At 69.1% G+C, this 20,090-nt stretch carries 18 protein-coding genes; 16 read left to right on the top strand and 2 right to left on the bottom strand.

The window, feature by feature from the left end; all coding sequences use genetic code 11:
* The 7 genes from rpsU (at position 1) to AB2385_RS08400 (ending at position 6,606) form a co-directional block, all read left to right on the top strand.
* Positions 1-180 (top strand): 30S ribosomal protein S21, encoded by a 180-nt coding sequence (gene rpsU / locus AB2385_RS08430; protein WP_367654519.1) that lies wholly within the window; start codon positions 1-3, stop codon positions 178-180.
* 22 nt (positions 181-202) lie between these two features.
* Positions 203-652 carry a GatB/YqeY domain-containing protein gene (locus tag AB2385_RS08425; RefSeq protein ID WP_367654518.1) on the top strand — a complete coding sequence of 150 codons (450 nt, stop codon included), beginning with the start codon at positions 203-205 and terminating at the stop codon, positions 650-652.
* A 116-nt stretch (positions 653-768) separates the two neighbouring features.
* A complete protein-coding gene (locus AB2385_RS08420; protein ID WP_367654517.1) occupies positions 769-1,353 on the top strand; it encodes a 4Fe-4S dicluster domain-containing protein in 585 nt (194 codons plus the stop codon).
* A gap of 19 nt (positions 1,354-1,372) precedes the next feature.
* The gene (locus tag AB2385_RS08415; protein WP_367654516.1) at positions 1,373-3,496 is read left to right on the top strand and encodes a molybdopterin oxidoreductase family protein; all 2,124 of its coding nucleotides are present in this window, start codon (positions 1,373-1,375) and stop codon (positions 3,494-3,496) included.
* A gap of 50 nt (positions 3,497-3,546) precedes the next feature.
* Positions 3,547-4,884 (top strand): nodulation protein NfeD, encoded by a 1,338-nt coding sequence (locus tag AB2385_RS08410; RefSeq protein ID WP_367654515.1) that lies wholly within the window; start codon positions 3,547-3,549, stop codon positions 4,882-4,884.
* 17 nt (positions 4,885-4,901) lie between these two features.
* Positions 4,902-5,882, top strand: coding sequence for a flotillin-like protein FloA (gene floA, locus AB2385_RS08405; protein ID WP_367654514.1), 981 nt, complete (start codon positions 4,902-4,904; stop codon positions 5,880-5,882).
* Positions 5,883-6,339: 457 nt separating this feature from the next.
* Positions 6,340-6,606, top strand: coding sequence for a hypothetical protein (locus AB2385_RS08400; RefSeq protein WP_367654513.1), 267 nt, complete (start codon positions 6,340-6,342; stop codon positions 6,604-6,606).
* 75 nt (positions 6,607-6,681) lie between these two features.
* Here the strand turns inward: AB2385_RS08400 and AB2385_RS08395 are convergent, their stop codons facing one another.
* Positions 6,682-7,659, bottom strand: coding sequence for a hypothetical protein (locus AB2385_RS08395; protein ID WP_367654512.1), 978 nt, complete (start codon positions 7,657-7,659; stop codon positions 6,682-6,684).
* 230 nt (positions 7,660-7,889) lie between these two features.
* Here AB2385_RS08395 and AB2385_RS08390 point away from each other — a divergent pair, with 230 nt between their 5' ends.
* The 3 genes from AB2385_RS08390 (at position 7,890) to lysS (ending at position 12,113) form a co-directional block, all read left to right on the top strand.
* On the top strand, positions 7,890-9,170 hold the full coding sequence (locus AB2385_RS08390; protein WP_367654511.1) for an MFS transporter: 1,281 nt from the start codon (positions 7,890-7,892) through the stop codon (positions 9,168-9,170).
* 119 nt (positions 9,171-9,289) lie between these two features.
* Positions 9,290-10,150 carry a DegV family protein gene (locus tag AB2385_RS08385; RefSeq protein ID WP_367654510.1) on the top strand — a complete coding sequence of 287 codons (861 nt, stop codon included), beginning with the start codon at positions 9,290-9,292 and terminating at the stop codon, positions 10,148-10,150.
* A gap of 466 nt (positions 10,151-10,616) precedes the next feature.
* Positions 10,617-12,113 carry a lysine--tRNA ligase gene (gene lysS, locus AB2385_RS08380; RefSeq protein ID WP_367654509.1) on the top strand — a complete coding sequence of 499 codons (1,497 nt, stop codon included), beginning with the start codon at positions 10,617-10,619 and terminating at the stop codon, positions 12,111-12,113.
* Between the two features lie 143 nt (positions 12,114-12,256).
* Here lysS and AB2385_RS08375 read toward each other — a convergent pair whose 3' ends face one another.
* Positions 12,257-13,813 (bottom strand): CapA family protein, encoded by a 1,557-nt coding sequence (locus AB2385_RS08375; RefSeq protein WP_367654508.1) that lies wholly within the window; start codon positions 13,811-13,813, stop codon positions 12,257-12,259.
* Between the two features lie 409 nt (positions 13,814-14,222).
* Between AB2385_RS08375 and yqfC the strand changes: the two genes are divergently transcribed.
* The 6 genes from yqfC to AB2385_RS08345 all read left to right on the top strand — a co-directional run bounded on the left by yqfC (position 14,223) and on the right by AB2385_RS08345 (position 20,085).
* Positions 14,223-14,519: a sporulation protein YqfC gene (gene yqfC / locus AB2385_RS08370; RefSeq protein WP_367654507.1), complete on the top strand. Its 297-nt coding sequence runs from the start codon at positions 14,223-14,225 to the stop codon at positions 14,517-14,519.
* A gap of 1 nt (position 14,520) precedes the next feature.
* Positions 14,521-15,786, top strand: coding sequence for a sporulation protein YqfD (yqfD, locus tag AB2385_RS08365; RefSeq protein WP_367654506.1), 1,266 nt, complete (start codon positions 14,521-14,523; stop codon positions 15,784-15,786).
* Positions 15,779-16,798, top strand: coding sequence for a PhoH family protein (locus tag AB2385_RS08360; RefSeq protein ID WP_367654505.1), 1,020 nt, complete (start codon positions 15,779-15,781; stop codon positions 16,796-16,798). The genes yqfD and AB2385_RS08360 overlap by 8 nt, the downstream gene beginning before the upstream one ends.
* Positions 16,799-16,881: 83 nt before the next feature.
* Entirely contained in the window at positions 16,882-19,155 is a 2,274-nt protein-coding gene (locus AB2385_RS08355) for an HDIG domain-containing metalloprotein (RefSeq protein ID WP_367654504.1), read from the top strand.
* Positions 19,133-19,603 (top strand): rRNA maturation RNase YbeY, encoded by a 471-nt coding sequence (ybeY, locus tag AB2385_RS08350; protein ID WP_367654503.1) that lies wholly within the window; start codon positions 19,133-19,135, stop codon positions 19,601-19,603. The genes AB2385_RS08355 and ybeY overlap by 23 nt, the downstream gene beginning before the upstream one ends.
* Complete coding sequence (locus AB2385_RS08345) at positions 19,600-20,085, top strand: diacylglycerol kinase family protein (RefSeq protein ID WP_367654502.1); 486 nt, start codon at positions 19,600-19,602, stop codon at positions 20,083-20,085. Before ybeY ends, AB2385_RS08345 begins: the two co-directional genes overlap by 4 nt.
* Positions 20,086-20,090: the final 5 nt, after the last annotated feature.

The following is a 20,090-nucleotide window of genomic DNA, read 5'->3' as shown; positions in this document are numbered from 1 at the left end:
ATGTCCGAAGTCAAGATCGGCAAGAACGAGTCGCTGGATAGCGCCCTTCGCCGTTTCAAGCGTCAGCTGCAGCGGGCCGGAGTGCTCGCTGAGATTCGGAAGCGCGAGCACTACGAGAAGCCGAGTGTGAGGCGCAAGAAGAAGAGCGAGGCCGCTCGTAAGCGCAAGTACCGCGACTAGTCTTCGAAGGAGCTGGCTGCGCATGAACCTCAGTGAACGTCTCACCGAGGACATGAAGGCCGCCATGAAGGCCGGCCCTGCCGGAAAGGTGCGCCTCGAGACGATCCGGTTCCTGCGGGCGGCGATCAAGAACGCAGAAATCGAGAAGCACGCACCCCTCTCCGACGATGAGATCCTCGGCATCATCCAGAAGCAGGTGAAGCAGCTCAAGGAGTCCATGGCTGACTTCGAGCGGAGCAGTCGGAAGGATTTGATCGAGCGGGCGCAAGCCGAGATCGACGTCCTGTCGGATTACCTCCCGAAGCAGCTTACCGCCGATGAGGTGCGGGATCTGGCACGCAAGGTCATCGCCGAGGTCGGCGCGCAAAGCGTGAAAGACATGGGAAAGGTGATGGGCCCGCTGATGGCCCAGACCAGGGGACGCGCAGACGGCAAGATGGTCCAACAGATCGTCAGGGAATTGCTCGGGTGATCGAATGACCCCGGTGGACGGAAAACGCCCGCCGGGGTTTTCATCTGTCTGCAGTGCCCTCTACCGTGCTATAGTCTAGAAATAGACCCATGTGCGAACAGCGAGGAGGGCGAACCGTGCCCAACGGCTCATCGGGTGATCGCCGGTCATTCCTGCGGCAGGGCCTGCGCAGCCTTGTGCGCGCCGTGGCGGAAGGCGTGGAGGCTGCGGCCGACGAGGCGGCGGCGCGGGCCTCGGGAGGGCGCCGCCATCTGCGGCCGCCGGGCGCCCTGCCGGAGCCGACCTTCCTGCTCACCTGCACGCGCTGCGGCGACTGCGCCCGGGCCTGTCCCGTCGGCGCGATCCAGCTCTTGCCGCCCTCTGCAGGTGCGGCGGCAGGCACGCCGTACATCGACCCGCTCCGGAGGGCCTGCGACCTCTGCGGCCGCTGCATGCCCGCCTGCGCGCCGGGAGCCCTGCAGCCCGTGGCGGCGGCCCGGGAGGTGCGCATGGGCCTGGCGGTGCTCGACCCCGCCCTGTGCTGGGCGTTCCAGGGGTCGCCCTGCTCCCTCTGCTACCACCGGTGCCCCTTTCCGGACGAGGCAATCCGGCTCGTGGCGGGAAAGCCTGCGGTGAACCGGGAATACTGCACGGGGTGCGGCGCCTGCGCCTACGTGTGCGTGAGCACGCCGCTCGCCATCACCATACAGCCGACCAACTGACGCGCGAGGAGGGCCTGCCATGACGGAGGGACGCAAGACCAGACCCGCAAGTCGGGTTGACACCGGGGGGATCGTGGTGAAGCCGGCCGTCTGCCCCCACGACTGCTGGGATACCTGCGCCATGCTGGTGCAGGTGAAGGACGGCCGGGTTGTGCGCGTGATGGGCGATCCCGACCATCCGGTGACGCGCGGATTTCTCTGCGTGAAGACCAACCATTACGAGGAGCGGGTCTACAGCCCCGACCGGGTGCTTTACCCCATGAAGCGCACCGGGCCGAAGGGCTCCGGGCAGTTTGCGCGCATCTCGTGGGACGAGGCGCTTTCCATCATCGCAGACCGGTTCCGCGCGATCATCGCCGAGTACGGGGCGGAGGCCATTCTGCCTTACTCCTACGCCGGCACCATCGGCGTTCTGCAGTACGGCTCCATGGACCGCCGCTTCTTCCACCGGCTCGGGGCGAGCCAGCTGGACCGCACCATCTGCTCCGCGGCCGGGGAGGCGGCCGTGAACTCGGTGCTGGGCGCCCGCATGGGGCCCGACCCCGAGGACATGGTGCATGCCCGCCTCATCGTGGTGTGGGGCGTAAACCCCATCTCGTCCAATCCCCACCAGTGGCCGATCATCGAGGAGGCCCGGCGGCGGGGGGCCCGGCTGGTGGTCATCGACCCGTACCGGCACAAGGCGGCCCGGGAAGCCGACTGGCACCTCTCGCCCCGCCCGGGCACCGACGCAGCCCTGGCCCTGGGGGTCATGCACGTGCTGGTGCGGGAGGGCTGGCTGGATCGGGAGTACATTGACCGCTACACCCTGGGCTTCGACCGCCTGGAGCGGAAAGTGGCCGAGTGGCCGCCGGAGCGGGCCGCAGCCGTCACGGGCATCCCGGCCGGCGACATCGTGGCCCTGGCCCGGCTGTGGTGGGAGAGCCGGCCCGCGGTGTTGCGGGTGGGCTATGGCCTGCAGCGCCACACCAACGGCGGCTCCACCGTGCGGGCCATCGCCATGATCCCGGCCCTCACCGGCCACTGGCGCGACCGGGGCGGAGGCTTCCTGCTCTCCAACTCCAGCTCCTACGGCCTCAACTCGTTCGCACTGAAGCGGCCGGACCTGATGCCCTCGCCGCCTCCGCGCGTGATCAACATGATCGAACTGGGCAAGGCGCTCACCGAGCCTCTGGACCCGCCGGTGAAGGCCCTGTTCGTCTATAATTCCAATCCTGCGTGCGTCGCACCGAACGGATCGCGGGTGTTACAGGGTCTATCCCGTGAAGACCTGTTCACCGTGGTGCACGAACAGCTCTTCACCGACACCTGCCGCTGGGCCGACATCGTGCTGCCCGCGACCACGCAGTTCGAGCACCTGGACCTCATGACCTCGTACTGGCACCTCTACGTGCAGCTGAACGAGCCGGTGATCGAGCCCCTGGGGGAGGCGGTCCCGAACACCGAGCTCTTCCGCCGCCTGGCCCGGGCCATGGGATTCACCGAGCCCTGCTTCCGGGACAGCGACGAGGACCTGATCCGCCAGGCGCTTTCCAGCGGCAGCCCCTATCTGGAGGGCATCACCCTGGAGCGGCTGAAGCGGGAGCGCCGCATCAAGGTGAATCGGCCGGCGGCGCCGTTCACCGAAGGGGGGTTCGGAACCCCGTCCGGCAGGGTGGAGTTCTACTCGGAGGCCCTTGCGGCCCAGGGGTTCGACCCGGTGGTGGAGTACACGCCCCCGGCCGAGTCCGTCGACGGCTCGCCCGAGCTGGCGGCCCGCTACCCGATCGCACTGATCACTCCGGCCGCGCACCACTTCCTGAACAGCACCTTCGCCAATCTGCCGCGCATGATGGAGCGGGAGGGGGCGCCCACCATCTACCTGAACCCGGTGGACGCCGAGGCCCGGTCCATCCGGTCCGGCGACTGGGTCAGGGTGTTCAACGACCGGGGGTCCGTTCTGCTCAAGGCCCAGGTGGGTGACTGGTCGCAGCCTGGCGTGGCCATTTCGCCCAGCATCTGGTGGTCGCGCCACATGCCCGGCGGCGCCGGTATCAACGTGCTTACCCTGGACCAGCCTGCCGACATGGGGGGCGGAGCCTCCTTCCACACCAACCTGGTGCAGGTGGAGCGGGCCGACCCGCCGGGGCAACCATCACAATAAGCGACCGAGGCGCAGGAAAGCCGCCCGGTTCGCGATGGAGGTGACTTTCCATGCGCCAGCGACTCGCCCTTTGGCCCATCGTGGCGCTGCTCCTGAGCCTCTCCCTGCTGCTGGCCACGGCGCCCGGGGCCCAGGCGGCCGGCGCGACCGGTAAGGTCTATGTGCTCCGCATCGATGAGGGCCAGGTGATCGATCCGGGGCTGGCCCAGTTTGGCAGTCGCGTGTTCGACCAGGCGGAGGCCGACCCGGACGCCGTCGGGATCGCCGTGGTGCTCGATACGCCCGGCGGCTACGTGGACAGCGCGGTGCGCATCAAGGACCGGCTGCTGGCCGCCCCCAAGCGCATCAAGACCATTGCCTGGGTGGAGAACGAGGCCGTCTCCGCCGGGGCGCTCATCGCCACGGCGGCCGAGTACCTCTACATGGCCCCCGGTTCGGTGATCGGCGCCGCAGAGCCACGGGAACTCTTTACGGGTGAGACGGCCGATTACAAGGCGCTTTCGGTGGTGGTGAACTACTTCACCTCGGCAGCGGAGGCCAGGGGCCGAGACGCCGCTGTCGCCCGGGCGTTTGTCGACAAGGACCACCCCATCCCCGGGCAGACCGACACGCTGCTCACGCTCACCTACCAGCAGGCGGCAGACATGGGGTACGCGAGCGGCGTGGCCGGGAGCCTGAACGACGCCATCCGCCAGGCCGGCATCGCCGAGTACGAACTGGTGGAGCCGCAGTGGACGTTCTCCGAGCAGGTGGGCCGCTTCCTTACCACGCCCTGGGTGGCGATCTTGCTCCTGGTGCTCGGGGTGATCGCCTTCGGCATCGAGTTCATGCAGCCCGGTCTCACCGGTCCCGCCGCGCTGGGGGTCATCTGCCTCTCGCTGTTCTTCCTCGGCAATGCCCTGGTGGGCACCGCCGGGTGGGTGGAGATCGCCCTGGCGCTGAGCGGCGTGGTGCTCATGCTGATCGAACTGTTTACGCCTGGTTTCGGCGTGTTCGGCCTGGCGGGCATCGCCGCCTTCGGCGGAGCCATCTTCCTGGCGGCGCCCTCGGCCGGCCTGGCCTGGCGGTATCTCGTGTGGACGGCCCTCGCCGGCGCCTTCGTGCTCTTCGCCCTGATCCGGGCGATCAGCAAGCGGGGACTCGGCCGCATGCTCACGCTCTCGGACTCGGCGAAGGACTGGTCCGCCCAGTCGCCCGAGCGCTCCCACCTGGTGGGGCGGGAGGGCCGGAGCCTCACCGTGCTGCGCCCCGCGGGTACCGCCGTCTTCGGCGACCAGCGGCTGGACGTGGTGACGGAGGGCGAGTTCGTTCCCGCCGGCGTTCCGGTGCGTGTGATCCGCGTGGAAGGAACCCGAATCGTCGTCCGGGCTGTGGACAAGAAATCATGAATTGAGGAGGTCCGCACATGGGTGAGCTTGCATTCCTGATTCCGACGTTCTTGGTCATCCTGCTTCTGGTGCTTTTCTTCAGCTTCGTCCCGGTGGGGCTCTGGATCTCGGCGGCCGCGGCAGACGTGCGCGTCGGCATTTTCTACATGATCGGCATGAAGCTGCGCCGGGTGCCTCCGCACCGCATCGTGAATGCCCTGATCAAGGCGGAGAAGGCGGGGCTGGAGATCAGCATCGACAAACTGGAGGCCCACTACCTGGCGGGCGGCAACGTCGACCGGGTGGTTGACGCCCTGATCGCGGCGCAGCGGGCCGGCATCGACCTGGTCTTCGAGCGGGCGGCGGCGATTGACCTCGCCGGGCGGAACGTGCTGGAGGCCGTGCAGATGTCGGTGAACCCGAAGGTCATCGAGACCCCCGTGGTGGCCGGCGTGGCGCAGGACGGCATCGAACTGAGGGCCAAGGCCCGGGTAACGGTGAGGGCCGACATCAACCGGCTCGTCGGCGGCGCCGGCGAGGACACGATCATCGCCCGCGTGGGCGAGGGCGTCGTCTCCACGATCGGTTCGGCCAAGAGCCACAAAGAGGTACTGGAGAACCCCGACATGATCTCCCGGACCGTGCTGGCCAAGGGCCTGGATGCGGGGACGGCTTTTGAGATCGTCTCCATCGACATTGCAGACGTGGACGTGGGGGCCAACATCGGCGCCCGGCTGCGGGCCGACCAGGCCGAGGCGGAGAAGGTGATGGCCCAGGCCAAGGCCGAGGAGCGGCGGGCGATGGCGGTGGCCGAGGAGCAGGAGATGCGGGCTGAGACCCAGCGCATGCGGGCCAAGGTGGTGGCTGCCGAGGCGGAGGTGCCGCTGGCCCTGGCGCAGGCGCTGCGGGAAGGCAAGATCGGCGTGATGGAGTACCTGCAGATGAAGAACATCCAGGCGGACACCGCCATGCGGGAGTCCCTCGGCGGCACCCAGGACCGCGGCCGGGAACAGAAGTAGACTGGGAAGTAGGTGATCCGCCCTGGAAGAACTCGTATGGTTCATCGTGCTAGCGGTGGCGGGCGCCATCTGGAGCTCCGTCAAGGAGCGGCTGGAGAAGCCGCCTTCCCGCCGGAGAGGGCGGCCCCTCCCGCCGCCCCCGCAGCAGCCGCAGCGGCCCGCCACACAGGCCCCGGTCATGCCTCCGCGGCCCCGGCCAGTGCAGACGGCGCCGCCCCCGTGGGCGCGAAAGACTCCGGACAGCCAACCGGGGAGAGAGCAACCACTGCCGCCGTGGATCTGGGGCATCCCCGCATCGCCCGGTACGGACCCCCGGGAAGAGGGTTCCGGGGCGCGCCCGGCGGATGGAAGACCCGGGACTGGCACGCCGGCCCCAGGCATCGACGGTGTTGGCCGTGAGGGCATCGGTAGCGAGGGGTCTCGCAGCGAGGGCTTCGGTACCGAAGGCGTTCGCACCATGGGTTTTGGCACCGAGGGCGTGAGGACCGAAGGTGTACGGAACGAAGGCATCCCCAGCGAGGGGGTTCGCCCCGAGGTCGTGCCCGGGCAGCTGCAGAGTACGGTGCGGACCACTGCCAGTCCCGCTCCGGAGACCGCTGCTCAGCCGGAGCCGCCCCTGGCGGCGCTTCTCCGCACGCGGGAAGGGCTCGCCCAGGCGGTTCTGCTGGCGGAGGTGCTTGGCCAGCCGCGGGCACTGCGGCCTTACCGGGGCTTCCCCCAGTGACAACCAGAAGCCGTGGGCCGGGCGCGGGCGGGGGCCGGGCGGTGGGTGGCCGGGGTGCGGCCGGTCCACGGCTTTTCAGTGCAGTACGTCGGTCAGGACGGGTGCCATGATCCGCAGGAGTTCCTCCACCCACTGGGCGATGCGGTCGGGCAGCCCCTCGCCGGCCAGGTCGGCGAAGGGGCGGGACACCTGCACCGCCACGGTGTAGGCGTCCCAGTCGACGGTTTCGGCCAGAGAGGCGTCGACCTCCGCCGCGGGGATCTTCCGGTCATCCTCTGCCGACCACAGCCAGAGCACCGGCTCGGGCGCCAGCGACCGCAGTGCGTCGGCGAGTTTCCCGCCCTCCGCCAGCGTGGTTCGCAGCCGCTGGTGGGCCCGTCCGCCAGGTTCCAGCCACACCGCAATCTGCAACTCACTCGCCTCCAGGTTGAGGGCGATGCGCACGAAGTTCGCCGCGTCCTTCCCGGCCCCCGCGTAGTCCCGGAAGCAGAAGCCGGCCAGCAGGTCCTCTGCCCGGGCCGTGCGCAGGAGTGGCCAGCCTGCCGCGACGCCCGTCTGCAGGAGACTGAACAGTTCCTCGGCCAGCCGGAAAAAAGCGGCGAGGTCACGGTGGGCGCGGGGCGCCGCGTCCAGGAGTTCCGGCCCGAAGCCGGGGAAGTAGGTGATGCCCGCCTCGGGAAGGAAGGCGCGGAACTGGCGCAGCAGGAAGCCGGTGCGGCTCTCGGGGTCGTACTGCTCGCTCAGTTCCGCGAGCCAGCGGTCCAGCCGTTCCCACGAGAGCCGCCGCACCTCCGGCGAGCCCGGGGAGGCAGAGGCGATCCCGCCGACGACCAGCACGTCCGTCCCCTCGCGGGTGGGGGCCGGCGGCTCCTGACCGGGCGCGGTGGCGGCCACCAGCACCCGCCGCCCCGGCAGGCGGATCTCGCCCACGCCCTGGGGTTCGCCGGGGGCAGGAAAGTGGAACTCGGCCTTCTCCGTATCGCCCTCGCCCAGGTCTGCCAGGGCCAGCAGTCCGTCCAAGACGGCCCGGTCGCTGTGCTCCAGGAGCGCCATGAGGGCGGGGGTGAGTTGCGCGCCGCCCGTGCCGGCAGCAGAAAACAGGTTGACCAGAGAGATACCCCCACGTCTAGTCTGCCCGGAGGGGCCGGCCCGGACGCCGGTCCTATCGAGGAATCGTCCCCAGGTACGATGCGCTTACTCCCCCCGGTACGATTCACGGGCGGTCCGGTACTGCTAGGATGGTGCCAGTGAACGCTGCGTGCGTCTCTGGGGAGGGAACGGACATGACCCGCTATCTGGGGCTGTTCCGGAACCGCAACTTCCTGCGTTACTGGCTGGCGGGTGCGCTGGCAGGCGTCGGCGACTTCTTCAACACCCTTGCGCTGGTGAAACTCTTCAGCCAGGACCAGGATCGGATGGGCTTCTACACCTCGCTGGTGGTGGTCGCCAACCTGCTGCCGAACCTGGTGCTGGGCCCCGTGGCCGGGGTGCTGGCCGACCGGCTGCCGCGCAAGGTAATCATGGTCTGCGCGGACCTCGTGCGGGCGGCCCTCATGTTCAGCATGATCTTCGTGCAGGAGCCGCTGACCCTGATCGGGCTGGACTTTGCCGCTGCGGTGGCGGCGGCCTTCTTCGGCCCGGCCAGCTCCGCCCTGCTGCCCAACCTGGTGAAGCGGGAGGAGCTGGTTACCGCAGGCTCCCTGAACGTCATGACGGCGCGCCTGGCCATGCTGCTGGGCAACGCCCTGGGCGCCGTGCTGCTCGCGCTGGTGGGACCGGCGGCCGTGTTCGGGCTGAACGGCGGGATGTTCCTGATCTCCGCCCTGTTGCACGCGGGCATGCGGGTGCCGGCGCCCGCCGCGGCAGGTGCGCCGGTGCAGGGCGAGGGCACGGCTCCGGGGACCGGTCGCCGGCCGGTCGCCTCGCCCGTGGCCCGGCTGGTGGGGGACCTGCGGGAGGCCGCAGCCCTGCTCCGCGAGCGCCCGAACCTGCGCCACCTGCTCACCGGAGTGGGTATCGCCAACCTGGGCGACTCGGGCACCAACGTGCTTCTGGTCACGTTCTTTACCGTCACGCTGGGGCTGGCGGCTGAGCAGATGGGGTTCGTCCTTGCGGGCTTCGGCGCCGCAGCCGTGCTGGGGGCGTTCCTGATCGGGGCCCTGGGCAGTCGGGTCCGCTGGCGGCACCTCTTCAGCCTCGGCTGCTGCTACATCTGGCTCACCGCCACCGGTGCCGTGGTAACCAGCAGCCTGATTCCCAGCTCTGCCTTCCTGCTGCTGCTGGGCCTGGGCAGCGGGGCCGTCAACGTCGGTCTGCAGGTCGCCATGGCGGACCTGGTGCCGGACAACGTGCGCGGGCGCATCTCCGGCGCTTACAGCACCGTCAGCGCCGTGATCATGATTGCGGGCAACCTGATGGCCGGCGCCCTGGCCGACCGCATGGGGGCGGCCGAGACCATGCTGGGCTACTCCCTGGCCTACCTGGCGGCAGGCGTGTACGGCTACCTCAAGCTCCGGCCGGAGACGGCGGGGGCGGCCAGGGCGGCAGGCGCACAGGCGGACTGAGGGGGGCGCAGGGGGGCCGCAGGGTGAACGATCGGAGGCACGGCCGTGTTTCGATGGCTCTCTCCAGTGCTTGAATGTGTTAAGATGAAACAAAAACCCCTCATGGAGGTTCTATGGCCATGCCCCCGATTCGTATCCTCGCGGACTCGACCTGCGACCTGAGCCCTGAACTGCTGGCGGCAAACAACGTGCGGATCATCCCGCTCCTGGTGCAGTTTGACGAGGAGACGTACCAGGACGGGGTCGACATGGACTCGCCCCGGCTGTTCCGGATGGTGGCGGAGCGGAACAAGCTGCCCAAGACGGCCAGCGCCGGACCGGCCGCCTTGCGTCAGGCGTTCGCCGAGGCGACCGCCGACGGCAGCCAGGTGATCTTCATCGGCATCTCTTCGAAGTTCTCGGCCATGGTCCAGAACGCGCAGATCGCAGCTTCGGAGTTCCCCGAGGGCCAGGTGCGGGTTTTCGACTCCCGGAACCTTTCCACCGGCATCGGGCTGCAGGTGTTGCACGCCTGCGATCTGGTGCGGCAGGGGAAGTCGGTTGACGAGATCCTCGCCGACCTGGAGACGTACCAGGCCGGGGTACGCTCGCGGTTCGTCATCGATACGATGGAGTACCTGCACAAGGGTGGCCGCTGCAGCGGCGTGGCGGCCCTGGCGGGCACCCTGCTCAGGATCCGCCCGGTGATCGCGGTGGTCGACGGCGGCATGATCGTCGCCGCCAAGATCCGCGGGCCGCGCCGGAAGGCGCTGGACTGGATGCTGGAGCAGTTCGCCGATGACGTGGCACAGGGCCGGGTGCGCCCGGACCGGGTCTTCATCACCAGCCCCGACTCGCCGCACGAGGATGCCCCCTACATGGTCGAACAGGTCCGGCGCATCCTGCCGGAGGTGCAGGAGGTCATCGTCACCCAGGCCGGCGCGGTGATCGGAAGCCACTGCGGGCCGGGCACCATCGGCATCCTGTACGCCACGAAGTGAGGGGCCATACCTGCAGACATGCCCTGGTGCGCACGGCCTGTGCGGCCTGGAAGTGAACGGCGTACCGTCAGGCCGTTGACAGCCGGTGCACGGCGGTGTAGCATCATCGCTATACAAGGATCAAAGCAATAGGGTCCAACGCGATGAAGAGGGCGGGGGAAGCGTCCCCCGCTGCACAGGCCGTCTCGGGCGCAGAGAGCGGAACATGCGGTGCGAGTTCCGCCCCGGAGAGACCTGTGTATAAGGCCTCGGAGCTTCCCCCGAACCACCGGCCCCGGCCGGTGCAGTAGGCGAGGACGGCACTCCCCCGATACCGGGAGAAAGGGTTCGCCCCTGCGGGCGGGCCGGATCGAGGTGGGCCGCGTTGCATGCGGCCAAGTTGGGTGGTACCGCGGAGCAAGGCCTCCGTCCCATTTGTGGGACGGAGGCCTGATTTTCTTGACGGCCAAGAAGGAGGATTCGCCGAATGCTTTCCCGAGAGGAACTGCTGCAAGAGGCACGCCGCGCCAAGGTGGGCGCGCTGCGCCAGGCGGGCGTCGACCCCTTCGGGAGTCGCTTTCCGGACCGCCGCCTGATGGGCGACCTGCTGCGCGAATACGGCGCGGCCTCGGCGGAAGAGTTGGAGGCCGCCCGCCACACGGTCCGCGTGGCCGGTCGGGTGGTGAGCATCCGCTCCCACGGCAAGGCGGGCTTTGCCCACCTGCAGGACGGCTCCGGGCGCCTGCAGCTCTATCTGCGTCTGTCCGAACTCGACGCTCAGTCGGGCCTCATCTGGAACCAGCTGGACCTGGGCGACATCATCGGCGCCGACGGCGAACTGATGCGCACCCGCACCGGCGAGCTGACGGTGAAGGCGGCCAGTCTCACCATGCTGACCAAGGCGCTCCGGCCCCTGCCGGACAAGCACGGCGGGCTGAAGAACGTGGAGCAGCGGTACCGGGCGCGCCACCTGGACCTGCTGGTCAACCCCGAGAGCCGCGCCGTCTTCGAGGCCCGCACCCGCATCGTCTCCAGCCTGCGGCGCACGCTGGACGAGCTGGGCTTCCTCGAGGTGGAGACCCCGGTGCTGGTCCCGCTGGCCGGCGGGGCCGCTGCCCGCCCCTTCCTGACCTACCACAACGCCCTGGACCGGCACCTGAGCCTGCGCATCGCCACCGAACTGCATCTGAAGCGGCTGGTGGTCGGCGGCCTGGAGCGGGTCTACGAGATCGGCCGGGTCTTCCGCAACGAGGGAATCTCTACCCGGCACAACCCGGAGTTCACCTCGCTGGAGGCGTATCAGGCCTATGCGGACTACCGCGACATGATGGACCTGACCGAGCGGCTGGTGCAGAATGCGGCCCTGGCGGCAAGCGGCAGCCTGCGGGTGGGCGAGATCGACCTCAGCGGCCCCTTCCGGCGCGTCACGATGGCCGAGGTGGTCAGGGAGGCCACGGGCATCGACGTGCTGACCCTGGGCAGTTCGGGAGACGAGCAGAGGGACGCCCGGGCGGTCCGGGCGGCGGCCGAGGCGGCCGGCTACGCGGTCGAGGCGACGACCTGGGGCGGGCTGCTGGCCGAGCTGTTCGATAAGTACGCCGAGGACCGGCTCGTCCAGCCCACCTTCGTCATCGGCCATCCGGTGGAGACGTCTCCCCTGGCCAAGCGCGACCCCGCCGACCCCCGCCTGACGGAGCGGTTCGAGCTCTACGTGCAGGGGCGGGAGCTGGCCAACGCCTTCTCCGAGCTGAACGACCCCGACGACCAGCGCCGCCGGTTTGAGGCGCAGCTGGCGCAGCGACAGGCGGGCGACGAGGAGGCCCACCCGATGGACGAGGACTTCCTGGCTGCTCTCGAAGTGGGCCTTCCGCCCACGGGCGGTCTGGGCATCGGGGTGGACCGGCTGGTGATGCTGTTGACGGGGGCGCCGTCCATCCGCGACGTGATCCTGTTTCCGACGCTGCGGGAGCGGCAGGAGGACTGAACATCGCCCCACACCTGGGCAGAGGTCTGCACAGAAGAGCCATCGCGGCCGAGGAGGAGCACTCCTCGGGTCTGCGATGGCTCGTTCTGCACCGCCGCAGGGAAAGCGTGGTCGCGGCCCCGTGCGGGTGGGGGGTTGCGAACCTACCACCCGGAGATTTCCTGCATCTTCTGCCGCAGCCCTGCGGCCTCCTGGCCCTGCATGATGTAGGGCTGCTCGGCGTGGATCCAGACCGGGTGGACCTCCACCTGCTTCACGCCGTCCGGCCCGATCAGAAAGTCGAGGATCATCGACTCCCGGGCCAGGTCGGTGTCCTGCCGGTCCATGATGAAATTGCCCAGGCTGTAGGCGATGAAGCCGCCGTTGTACAGTTCGAACCCCTGGATGGCGTGGGGGTGGTAGCCGAGGACCAGGTCGGCACCCTGGTCGACCATGAAGCGGGCGAGCCGCTGCTGCTCCTCGGTGGGGTAGTTGACGAACTCCACGCCCCAGTGCAGGGCCACCGCCACGACGTCGGCCATCTCCCGGGCTGCCCGGATGTCTTCGGCCAGCCAGTCCTCCCGGATGGCCGGCACTCCCGGCCTGTCCTCCGTGGCCGCGAAGCTGCGGGGGTAGTCCCAGTCGAAGAAGAGGTCGGCGAACTCGCTGTAGCCCAGGAAGGCGACGCGGACCCCCTTCGCCTCCAGCACCAGCGGCCGGCGGGCCTCTTCGAGGTTCCGGCCGCCGCCGGTCCAGGGGATGCCGGCCTCCGCCAGGATGTCGAGGGTCTCGAGGAAGTTCTCCTCATCGTAGTCCAGGATGTGGTTGTTCGCCACCGTCACCCCGTCCAGGCCGGCGGCCTTCAGGACCTCAATGGCCGCGGGATCTGCCCGGAACCAGATCTGCTTGCCCGGCAGCGGGCGACCCGTGACGCCGATGGGCGACTCCAGGTTGGCGAAGGCCAGGTCGGCCGACGAGAGGTGGTCCCGCACCTTCTCGATGGGATAGAGCGTGCCGTTCTCCCGTATCGCCCGGGCGACGCCCCGGGCCAGCATGAAGTCGCCGGCGACGGAGAGCCTGATCCAGTCGCCGTGGCCTGCTTCGCCCTGCCCCTGGGTTCCCTCTCCCAGGGCCGCCTGGAGCGCGGCCCTCAGGGGGGCGATCCGGTCGTCTTCCCCGGGCCGGTAGGCCACGAACAGCCGGTCTGCCAGCGGGTACTCGCCCGACCGCACGCTCTGCGGGGTCGGGAGAATGCCATCCACCGGCACGGCCCGCCAGCCCGGACGGAGGTCTGCCAGCCGCCCCGCGGCCAGCGCCCCGCGCACCGGTTCTCCCGGCGGTTCGAGCCTGGGCAGCAGTTCCTGCGCCTCGGCCAGCGTGAGCGACAGGGGCTCGTCCAGCCAGCCCTGCAGGATCACCTTTTCCTCGCTTCTCAGTGGGAAGGAGGCGTAGGCGGGAGGCGGGTCCCCCGCGACGACGGCCGCGTCGGCCTCTCTCCGCGCCAGCGCCGCCGCGGCCTCGGCCGTGGGCAGCACCTCGACGCCGTCCAGCTGGGGCAGCGGTACGTCCGGCGGAGCGGCCAGGACGAGAACGCCGGAGCCGTCGTGGCTTGCACCCTGCCCCCCGTCCCCGGGCTGCGGTGCCGGCGCCCTGCTGCATGCCGTGACGGCGGTCAGCACGGCCAGGATGAGCGGCCACCAGGCCGGTCTGCGGAAGTGCATGAGCAGCCCTCCTTTTCCGTGGGAAATTCGGCCAGGACAGGGGGAGCACCTTCCGGCGGAGGCGGGCGGAGGTGAAACCGAAGCCGGGGGTCGGGTCCGTCAATGAGGTAACGGGAAACAGCCTCGGAGGGGTCAAGGTGAACCGCCTCCTGGTTGGCGTTCAAGACGACCAGGCGAGGTCTGTGATTCGGGCCAGACTTGCGGAGTTGAACCTTCCTGATGACGCCTTCTCGATTGCCATTGTGCAGTTGAGAGATGCCGTCATTCGCCGGGACTAGGCCGGCCTTTGCGCCACGGCTTGCGCCGCTGACCGGCATGGCATCAGGGCACCCGCCCACTTCTACCCCGGTCCCCTCCCCGCATACATACTCTCCAGTGGACGTGCCATCGCAGAGGGAGGGGTGGCCCCTTGCAGCAGCGGCGGACTGGCCTGAGGGAGCGTCTCGTCTCCCTCCTGGAGCTGCCGGGCGACGTGGTGCTCGACGTGCCCCGGGCGACCCTGATCGGAAATGCGGAGCTGGTGCTGGAGAATCACCGGGGGCTCTTGGAGTACCGGCCGGAGCGGGTGGTGCTGCGGCTGCCGGAGGGGCGGATGGCCATCGACGGCGAGGAGCTGCGGATCGGATACCTGTCGCCTGACCAGCTGGTGCTCCACGGCCGCATCACCGGGCTGCGCTATGCCCCGCCGGAAGGAGGCGGGGCTTGACATGCTGCGCCGGCTGATCCGACACCTGCTGGGCACCCTGCGCATTGAGGTGACCGGCGGGGCGATCGAACGCTTCCTCAACCTCTGCCTGGAGGCAGACATCCAGCTCTGGGACGTGCGCCGCTGGCCGGAGCGCCTGCAGGCGACGCTGCTGGTGCCCCACTTCTTCCGCCTCCGGCCCATCGCCCGCGCCAGCCGCTGCCGGGTGCGCATCCGGGAGCGGCGGGGCCTGCCATTCCTCAGCCGGCGGCTACGGCGCCGTCCCTTCCTGCTCGCTGGCGCGGCTGGCGCCCTGGCAACGCTCATCTGGGCGGGGAGCCATTTCTGGGTGGTGGACGTGCGCATCAAGGGTCCGGGCCACCTCGACCCCCGGGCCATCCTCGCCGTTGCGGCCGAGGCCGGGCTGCGCCGGGGTGCGTGGAAGACCCAGGTCGACCCTGACGAGGTCGCACGCCACCTGCGGCAGAAGATCGATGAGCTCTCCTGGGCCGTGGTGCGCGTGCGGGGCACCCGCGCCGTGATCGAGGTGGTGGAGAAGGGGGCGGTGAATCCGCCGGATCAGGCGGTTTGTGTGCACCTGGTCGCTCGCAAGGCCGGTGTGGTGGAGCACGTGATCCCGTTCCAGGGCGAGCCGCTCGTGAAGAAGGGGGATGTGGTGCAGGCCGGCGACATGCTGGTGGAGTGCGCCCTGCGCTACTGGGCCGGCGGCAGGCCCGCCGTCATCCCGGGCATGCCCCTGCCGCCCCGGGAGGAAGTGGCGCGCACCCTCATCGCCCAGGCCACCGTGCGGGCCCGGGTGGCGTACCGGCAGTATTACGAGTTCCCCGTCACCGAGACCGTGAAGGAGCCCACCGGGCGCCGTTACACCCAGTGGGTTTTGAACTGGAACGGCCGGTCCATACTACTGACCGGGCGCGGTCCGGTTCCGTACACTGATTATGAAGTCTCCACCCGGACCTTCCCCCCGGGGGGGTGGAGGAATTGGAACCCACCTGTCGAACTCGTGATTCGAGAGGTCGCGGAGGTCTCGACACGAACGGTGACGGTGCCGGTGGAGGAGCTGACGGAGCGGGCGCGCACGGCCATGGAGCGCCGCCTCGCCTGGCTGCTGGGGCCGGGTGATCGCATCGTGACGCCGCTCAGGGCCGAAGTCGTTCAGCAGGAAGGCGGCTACGTGGGCATCCTGGTCACGGTCGAGACGCTGGAAGAGGTCTCTGCCCCGCTGGAGGGGCCGATGGAACAACAGGCAGGTGACCGGGTTGGATGAGACCCTGGAACGGCGAATCCTGATTGCCGACAACGCGAAGGCGCGCGAGCTCTTCGGGTTGAACGATTCACATCTACGCTATATTGAAGAGAGCTTCGACGTCCAGCTGGTGCCGCGTGGCAACGAGGTGACGGTGAAGGGGCCGGAAGCCGAGGTGGGGCGAGTGGTGCGGCTCTTCGACCGGCTGACGGCCATCCAGAATCGCGGGGGCCGCGTGACGGAGCGGGACGTTCGTTATGCTGTCCGCCTCGCCCGGGAGGGGGATGAGAAGCCGCTGGCCGAGGCGTTCACCGACGTGATCGTTACCACTTACCGGGGCAAGCAGATCCGGCCGAAGACCCTGGGGCAGAAGGAATACGTGGACGCCATCCGCCGGAGCGGTGTGACCTTCGGCATCGGCCCGGCGGGCACGGGCAAGACCTACCTGGCCATGGCGGTGGCCGTGGCCGCCTTCAAGGCCAAGGAGGTCGCCCGCATCATCCTGACCCGGCCCGCGGTGGAGGCCGGTGAGAAACTGGGCTTCCTGCCTGGCGACATGCAGCAGAAGGTGGACCCCTACCTGCGGCCGCTCTACGACGCCCTGTTCGACATCATGGGCTCGGAGACGTACGAGCGGCTGCTGGAGCGGGGCGTCATCGAGGTGGCCCCCCTGGCCTTCATGCGGGGCCGCACCCTGGACGACTCGTTTATCATCCTTGACGAGGCGCAGAACACGACGCCCGAGCAGATGAAGATGTTCCTCACCCGCATGGGCTTCGGGTCGAAGATCGTCGTCACCGGCGACGTCACCCAGATCGACCTGCCCGAGGGGACCCGGTCGGGCCTCGTGGAAGTGCAGCGGATCCTGCGCAACGTTCCGGGCATTACCTTCTGTTATCTGACCGACCGTGACGTAGTGCGCAACGACCTGGTCCAGCTGATCATCAAGGCCTACGAGGCGGCGGAGAGCGGCGGAACCGGCTCGCACCCGCCCCGGCCTCGGGCTGAGAAGCGGGACGGGACGGAGTCTTAGAACAAGATGGGAGGTAGGGGGACGGTATAGCCAGACCCTCCCACGTCAATCCTATGCGTATATGGCAACGGTTTCGTGAACGTTTGGAGAACCTGACCCGACAGGATCGCTGGAAGAACTCCCGCATCCGCAAGGTGGTCTGGGGAGTTCTCTTCTTCGCGCTCCTCACCCTCGTGTTGGGCAACCAGAGCGCGCCGGTCCGCCTGGACGTTCAGGTGGGCGACGTGGCGCCGCGCAGCATCCGGGCGCCGCGGCCGATCAAGAACCAGATCCTCACCAATCAACGCGTCAGGGAGGCGGAGAACTCCGTCAGCCCCGTGTACAAGCGGGAGCCCGCGGTGCTCGAGTCCGCCCAGCAGCACGTAACTTGGGTCTTCAACGAGGTGCGCCGCTTCCGGTCCCGGGCCGATGAGGACCCCGCCAGCCGGGTGCAGGAGCTGGCGGACCGCATCCGGCTCAGCGTGGTGCCGATCGAAGCGTACCTGACCCTGCTGACGGTGGACGATGCCGCGCTCAACGATGCGGAAGCGCAGGCGGTGGCGCTCCTGCAGACCTCGCTGGGAGAGGATGTCTACGACCGGGACGTCACCCGCATCAAGGCGGGCATCGACAGCGGGGCGGAGCCGTTCACCCTCACCATCGAGGATGCAGATCTCGCCCAGTTCGTCCGGGAGCTGGTGAAGAGCCGGATCGAGTCCAACATGGTGTTGGACCAGGAGCAGACCGACTGGCTGCGGCAGAAGGCCGGGCAGGAGGTTCCCGAGGTCTGGTGGCAGAAGGGCGAGCTGATCATTGAGGCCGGCAAGCCCATCACCCAGGACCAGTACGAGGCCCTCGTTGAACTGGGGCTGGTGGGCCAGCAGGTCAACTACTACACCTGGGTGGGATCGGCCCTGATGGCGCTGGTGGTGGTGGGCGTGATGGCGCTCTCCATCAGCCGCTTCCGCCCCGAGCTCCTGGAGCGTGACTCGAAGCTCCTGCTGCTGGGGCTCATCGGTTTCATCACGCTCTTCCTCTCGCTGGCGATGACCCTCCTGGCCGACCAGATCGGAGACGGGGCCGCCTACCTGATGCCCGTGGCGCTGAACGCCATCCTCGCGGCGATCCTGCTGGACGCGCGGGTGGCCCTGCTCCAGTCCGTGATCATCGCCGTGCTTCTGGGTCTCTTCACATCGGCCGTGGATGCGGGCGCTGTCGCCGTCGGGGTGCTCGGCTCCGTGGTGGGCGTCTATGCCGTCGCCCGGGTGGAGAGCCGGAATGATCTCTACCGCGCCGGCTTGCTGGTGGGCCTCGCCAACGCGCTGAGCATCCTCGGTCTCCACCTGCTGGAGTCGGCGCCGCTGCTCGACTGGCTGGTCTGGCGCAACGTGGGCCTGGGCGCCCTGAACGGCCTGCTGGTGGCCATCCTGGTCACCGGCGCCCTGCCCTTCTTCGAGACCCTCTTCGGCATCGTCACGCCGCTCAAGCTGCTGGAGCTCTCCAATCCCAACCACCCGCTGCTCAAGCGGCTGATGGTGGAGGCGCCGGGGTCCTACCACCACACCATCCTGGTGGCCAACCTGTGCGAGGCGGCGGCCGAGGCCATTGGCGCGGACCCGGTGCTCGCCCGGGTGGGGGCCTACTACCACGACGTCGGGAAGATCAAGCGCCCCGCGTTCTTCGTGGAGAACCAGTTCGGCAGCGAGAACCCGCATGACAAGCTGCCGCCGAGCCTCTCGGCGATGATCATCACCAGCCACGTCAAGGAAGGCATCGAGCTGGCCCGGGAGGCCGGTCTGCCCCAGGAGATCATCGATTTCATCCCCGAGCACCACGGCACCATGCTGGTCAGCTACTTCTACCACATGGCGTCGCAGGGCGGCCAGTCAGAGTACGTGCTCGAGGAGGACTTCCGCTACGAGGGGCCAAAGCCCCGGCGGCGGGAGACCGCCATCTGCATGCTGGCCGACGGGTGCGAGGCGTCGGTGCGGGCCCTCCGCCAGCGGGGTCACCTGTCGGCCGACCAGATCGAGCAGCAGGTGCGCAGGATCATCAACGACCGGCTTCAGCAGGGGCAGCTGGACGACTGCGACCTTACCCTGAAGGAGCTGAACACCATCGCCCGGGTGTTCGTGAAGGTCCTGAGCGGCGTGCACCACGCCCGCATCGACTACCCCGGGCAGCAGAAGCCTGCGCCGGCCGCCGCAGACCAGGGCGCTCCCGCCCAGGACGGGGCTGCACCGGCCCAGGGTGGGTCGGGCCAGGAAGGCGCCGCGCCCGCGGACCCGGGCCGGGAAACGGCGGAGCAGGCAGAAGCGCAGCCGGAACCGGGCGGCGCTGAGGAGGCTACGCAGCGTGGAGATCTGGATCAGCAATGAGCAGGAGAAGGTCGAGTTCACGTCTGAGCACGAGGACCTGATCCGCAGGGTCGTGGAGCGAGCCCTCGCACTGGCCGGCGCCCACCTCGGGACGGAGGTCTCGGTCTCGGTGGTACTGGTGGACGACGAGGCCATCACCGACCTGAACCGCGACCACCGGGGCCTCGCCAGCCCCACCGACGTGCTTTCCTTCGCCCAGCTGGAGGGGGAGGACATGGGCGACTTGCCCGAAGGCGAGCCCCTGCCCCTGGGCGACATCGTGATTTCGCTGGAGCGCTGCCTGGCCCAGGCGGCCGACTACGGTCACTCCTTCGAGCGCGAGCTGGGCTTCCTCACGGCCCACGGCGTGCTTCACCTCCTCGGTTGGGACCACCAGACCCCCGAGGAGGAGGCGGCCATGATGGCCAAGACGGAGGAGATCCTGGCGGGCCTGGGGCTGCAGCGATGAGCAGCCGGCCCTTTCGGCACACCGGGGTCCTGCCGCGCTTTCGCGACGCGCTGCGGGGGCTGGTGCTGGCCTACCGCGAGGAGCCGAACCTGCGCTTCCACACCTTCGCTGCCGCCTGTGCCGGGGTCGCCGGGTATGCTGTGGGTCTCCGGGGGTGGGAGGTGGCCTACCTGGGCGTCACCATCGCCCTGGTGCTGACCGCGGAGCTGCTGAACACCGCGGTGGAGCGGGCGGTGGACCTGGCAGCCGCCGGACGGCTGCACCCGCTGGCCGCCGCGGCCAAGCAGGTGGCCTCGGGGGCCGTGCTCTTGACGGCGTTCCACGCGCTGTTTGCCGCGGTGGTGCTTTTCGTGCTTGAGCGTCCGCTGGGGGAGAGCCTCCGGGCAGTTGTCGCCCTCGTGGTGCAGCGCCCGCCCTGGCTCCTGCCACCCGTGATCACGGCGCTGCTGGGCCTCTTCGGGGGTGCCCGGCACGAATCCTGAGGAGG

This window comes from Symbiobacterium sp. (assembly GCF_040797425.1).
Lineage (GTDB): Bacteria > Bacillota > Sulfobacillia > Symbiobacteriales > Symbiobacteriaceae > Symbiobacterium.
The sequence above is the reverse complement of the archived record's forward strand: the minus strand, read 5'-3'. Positions and strand labels throughout refer to the sequence as shown.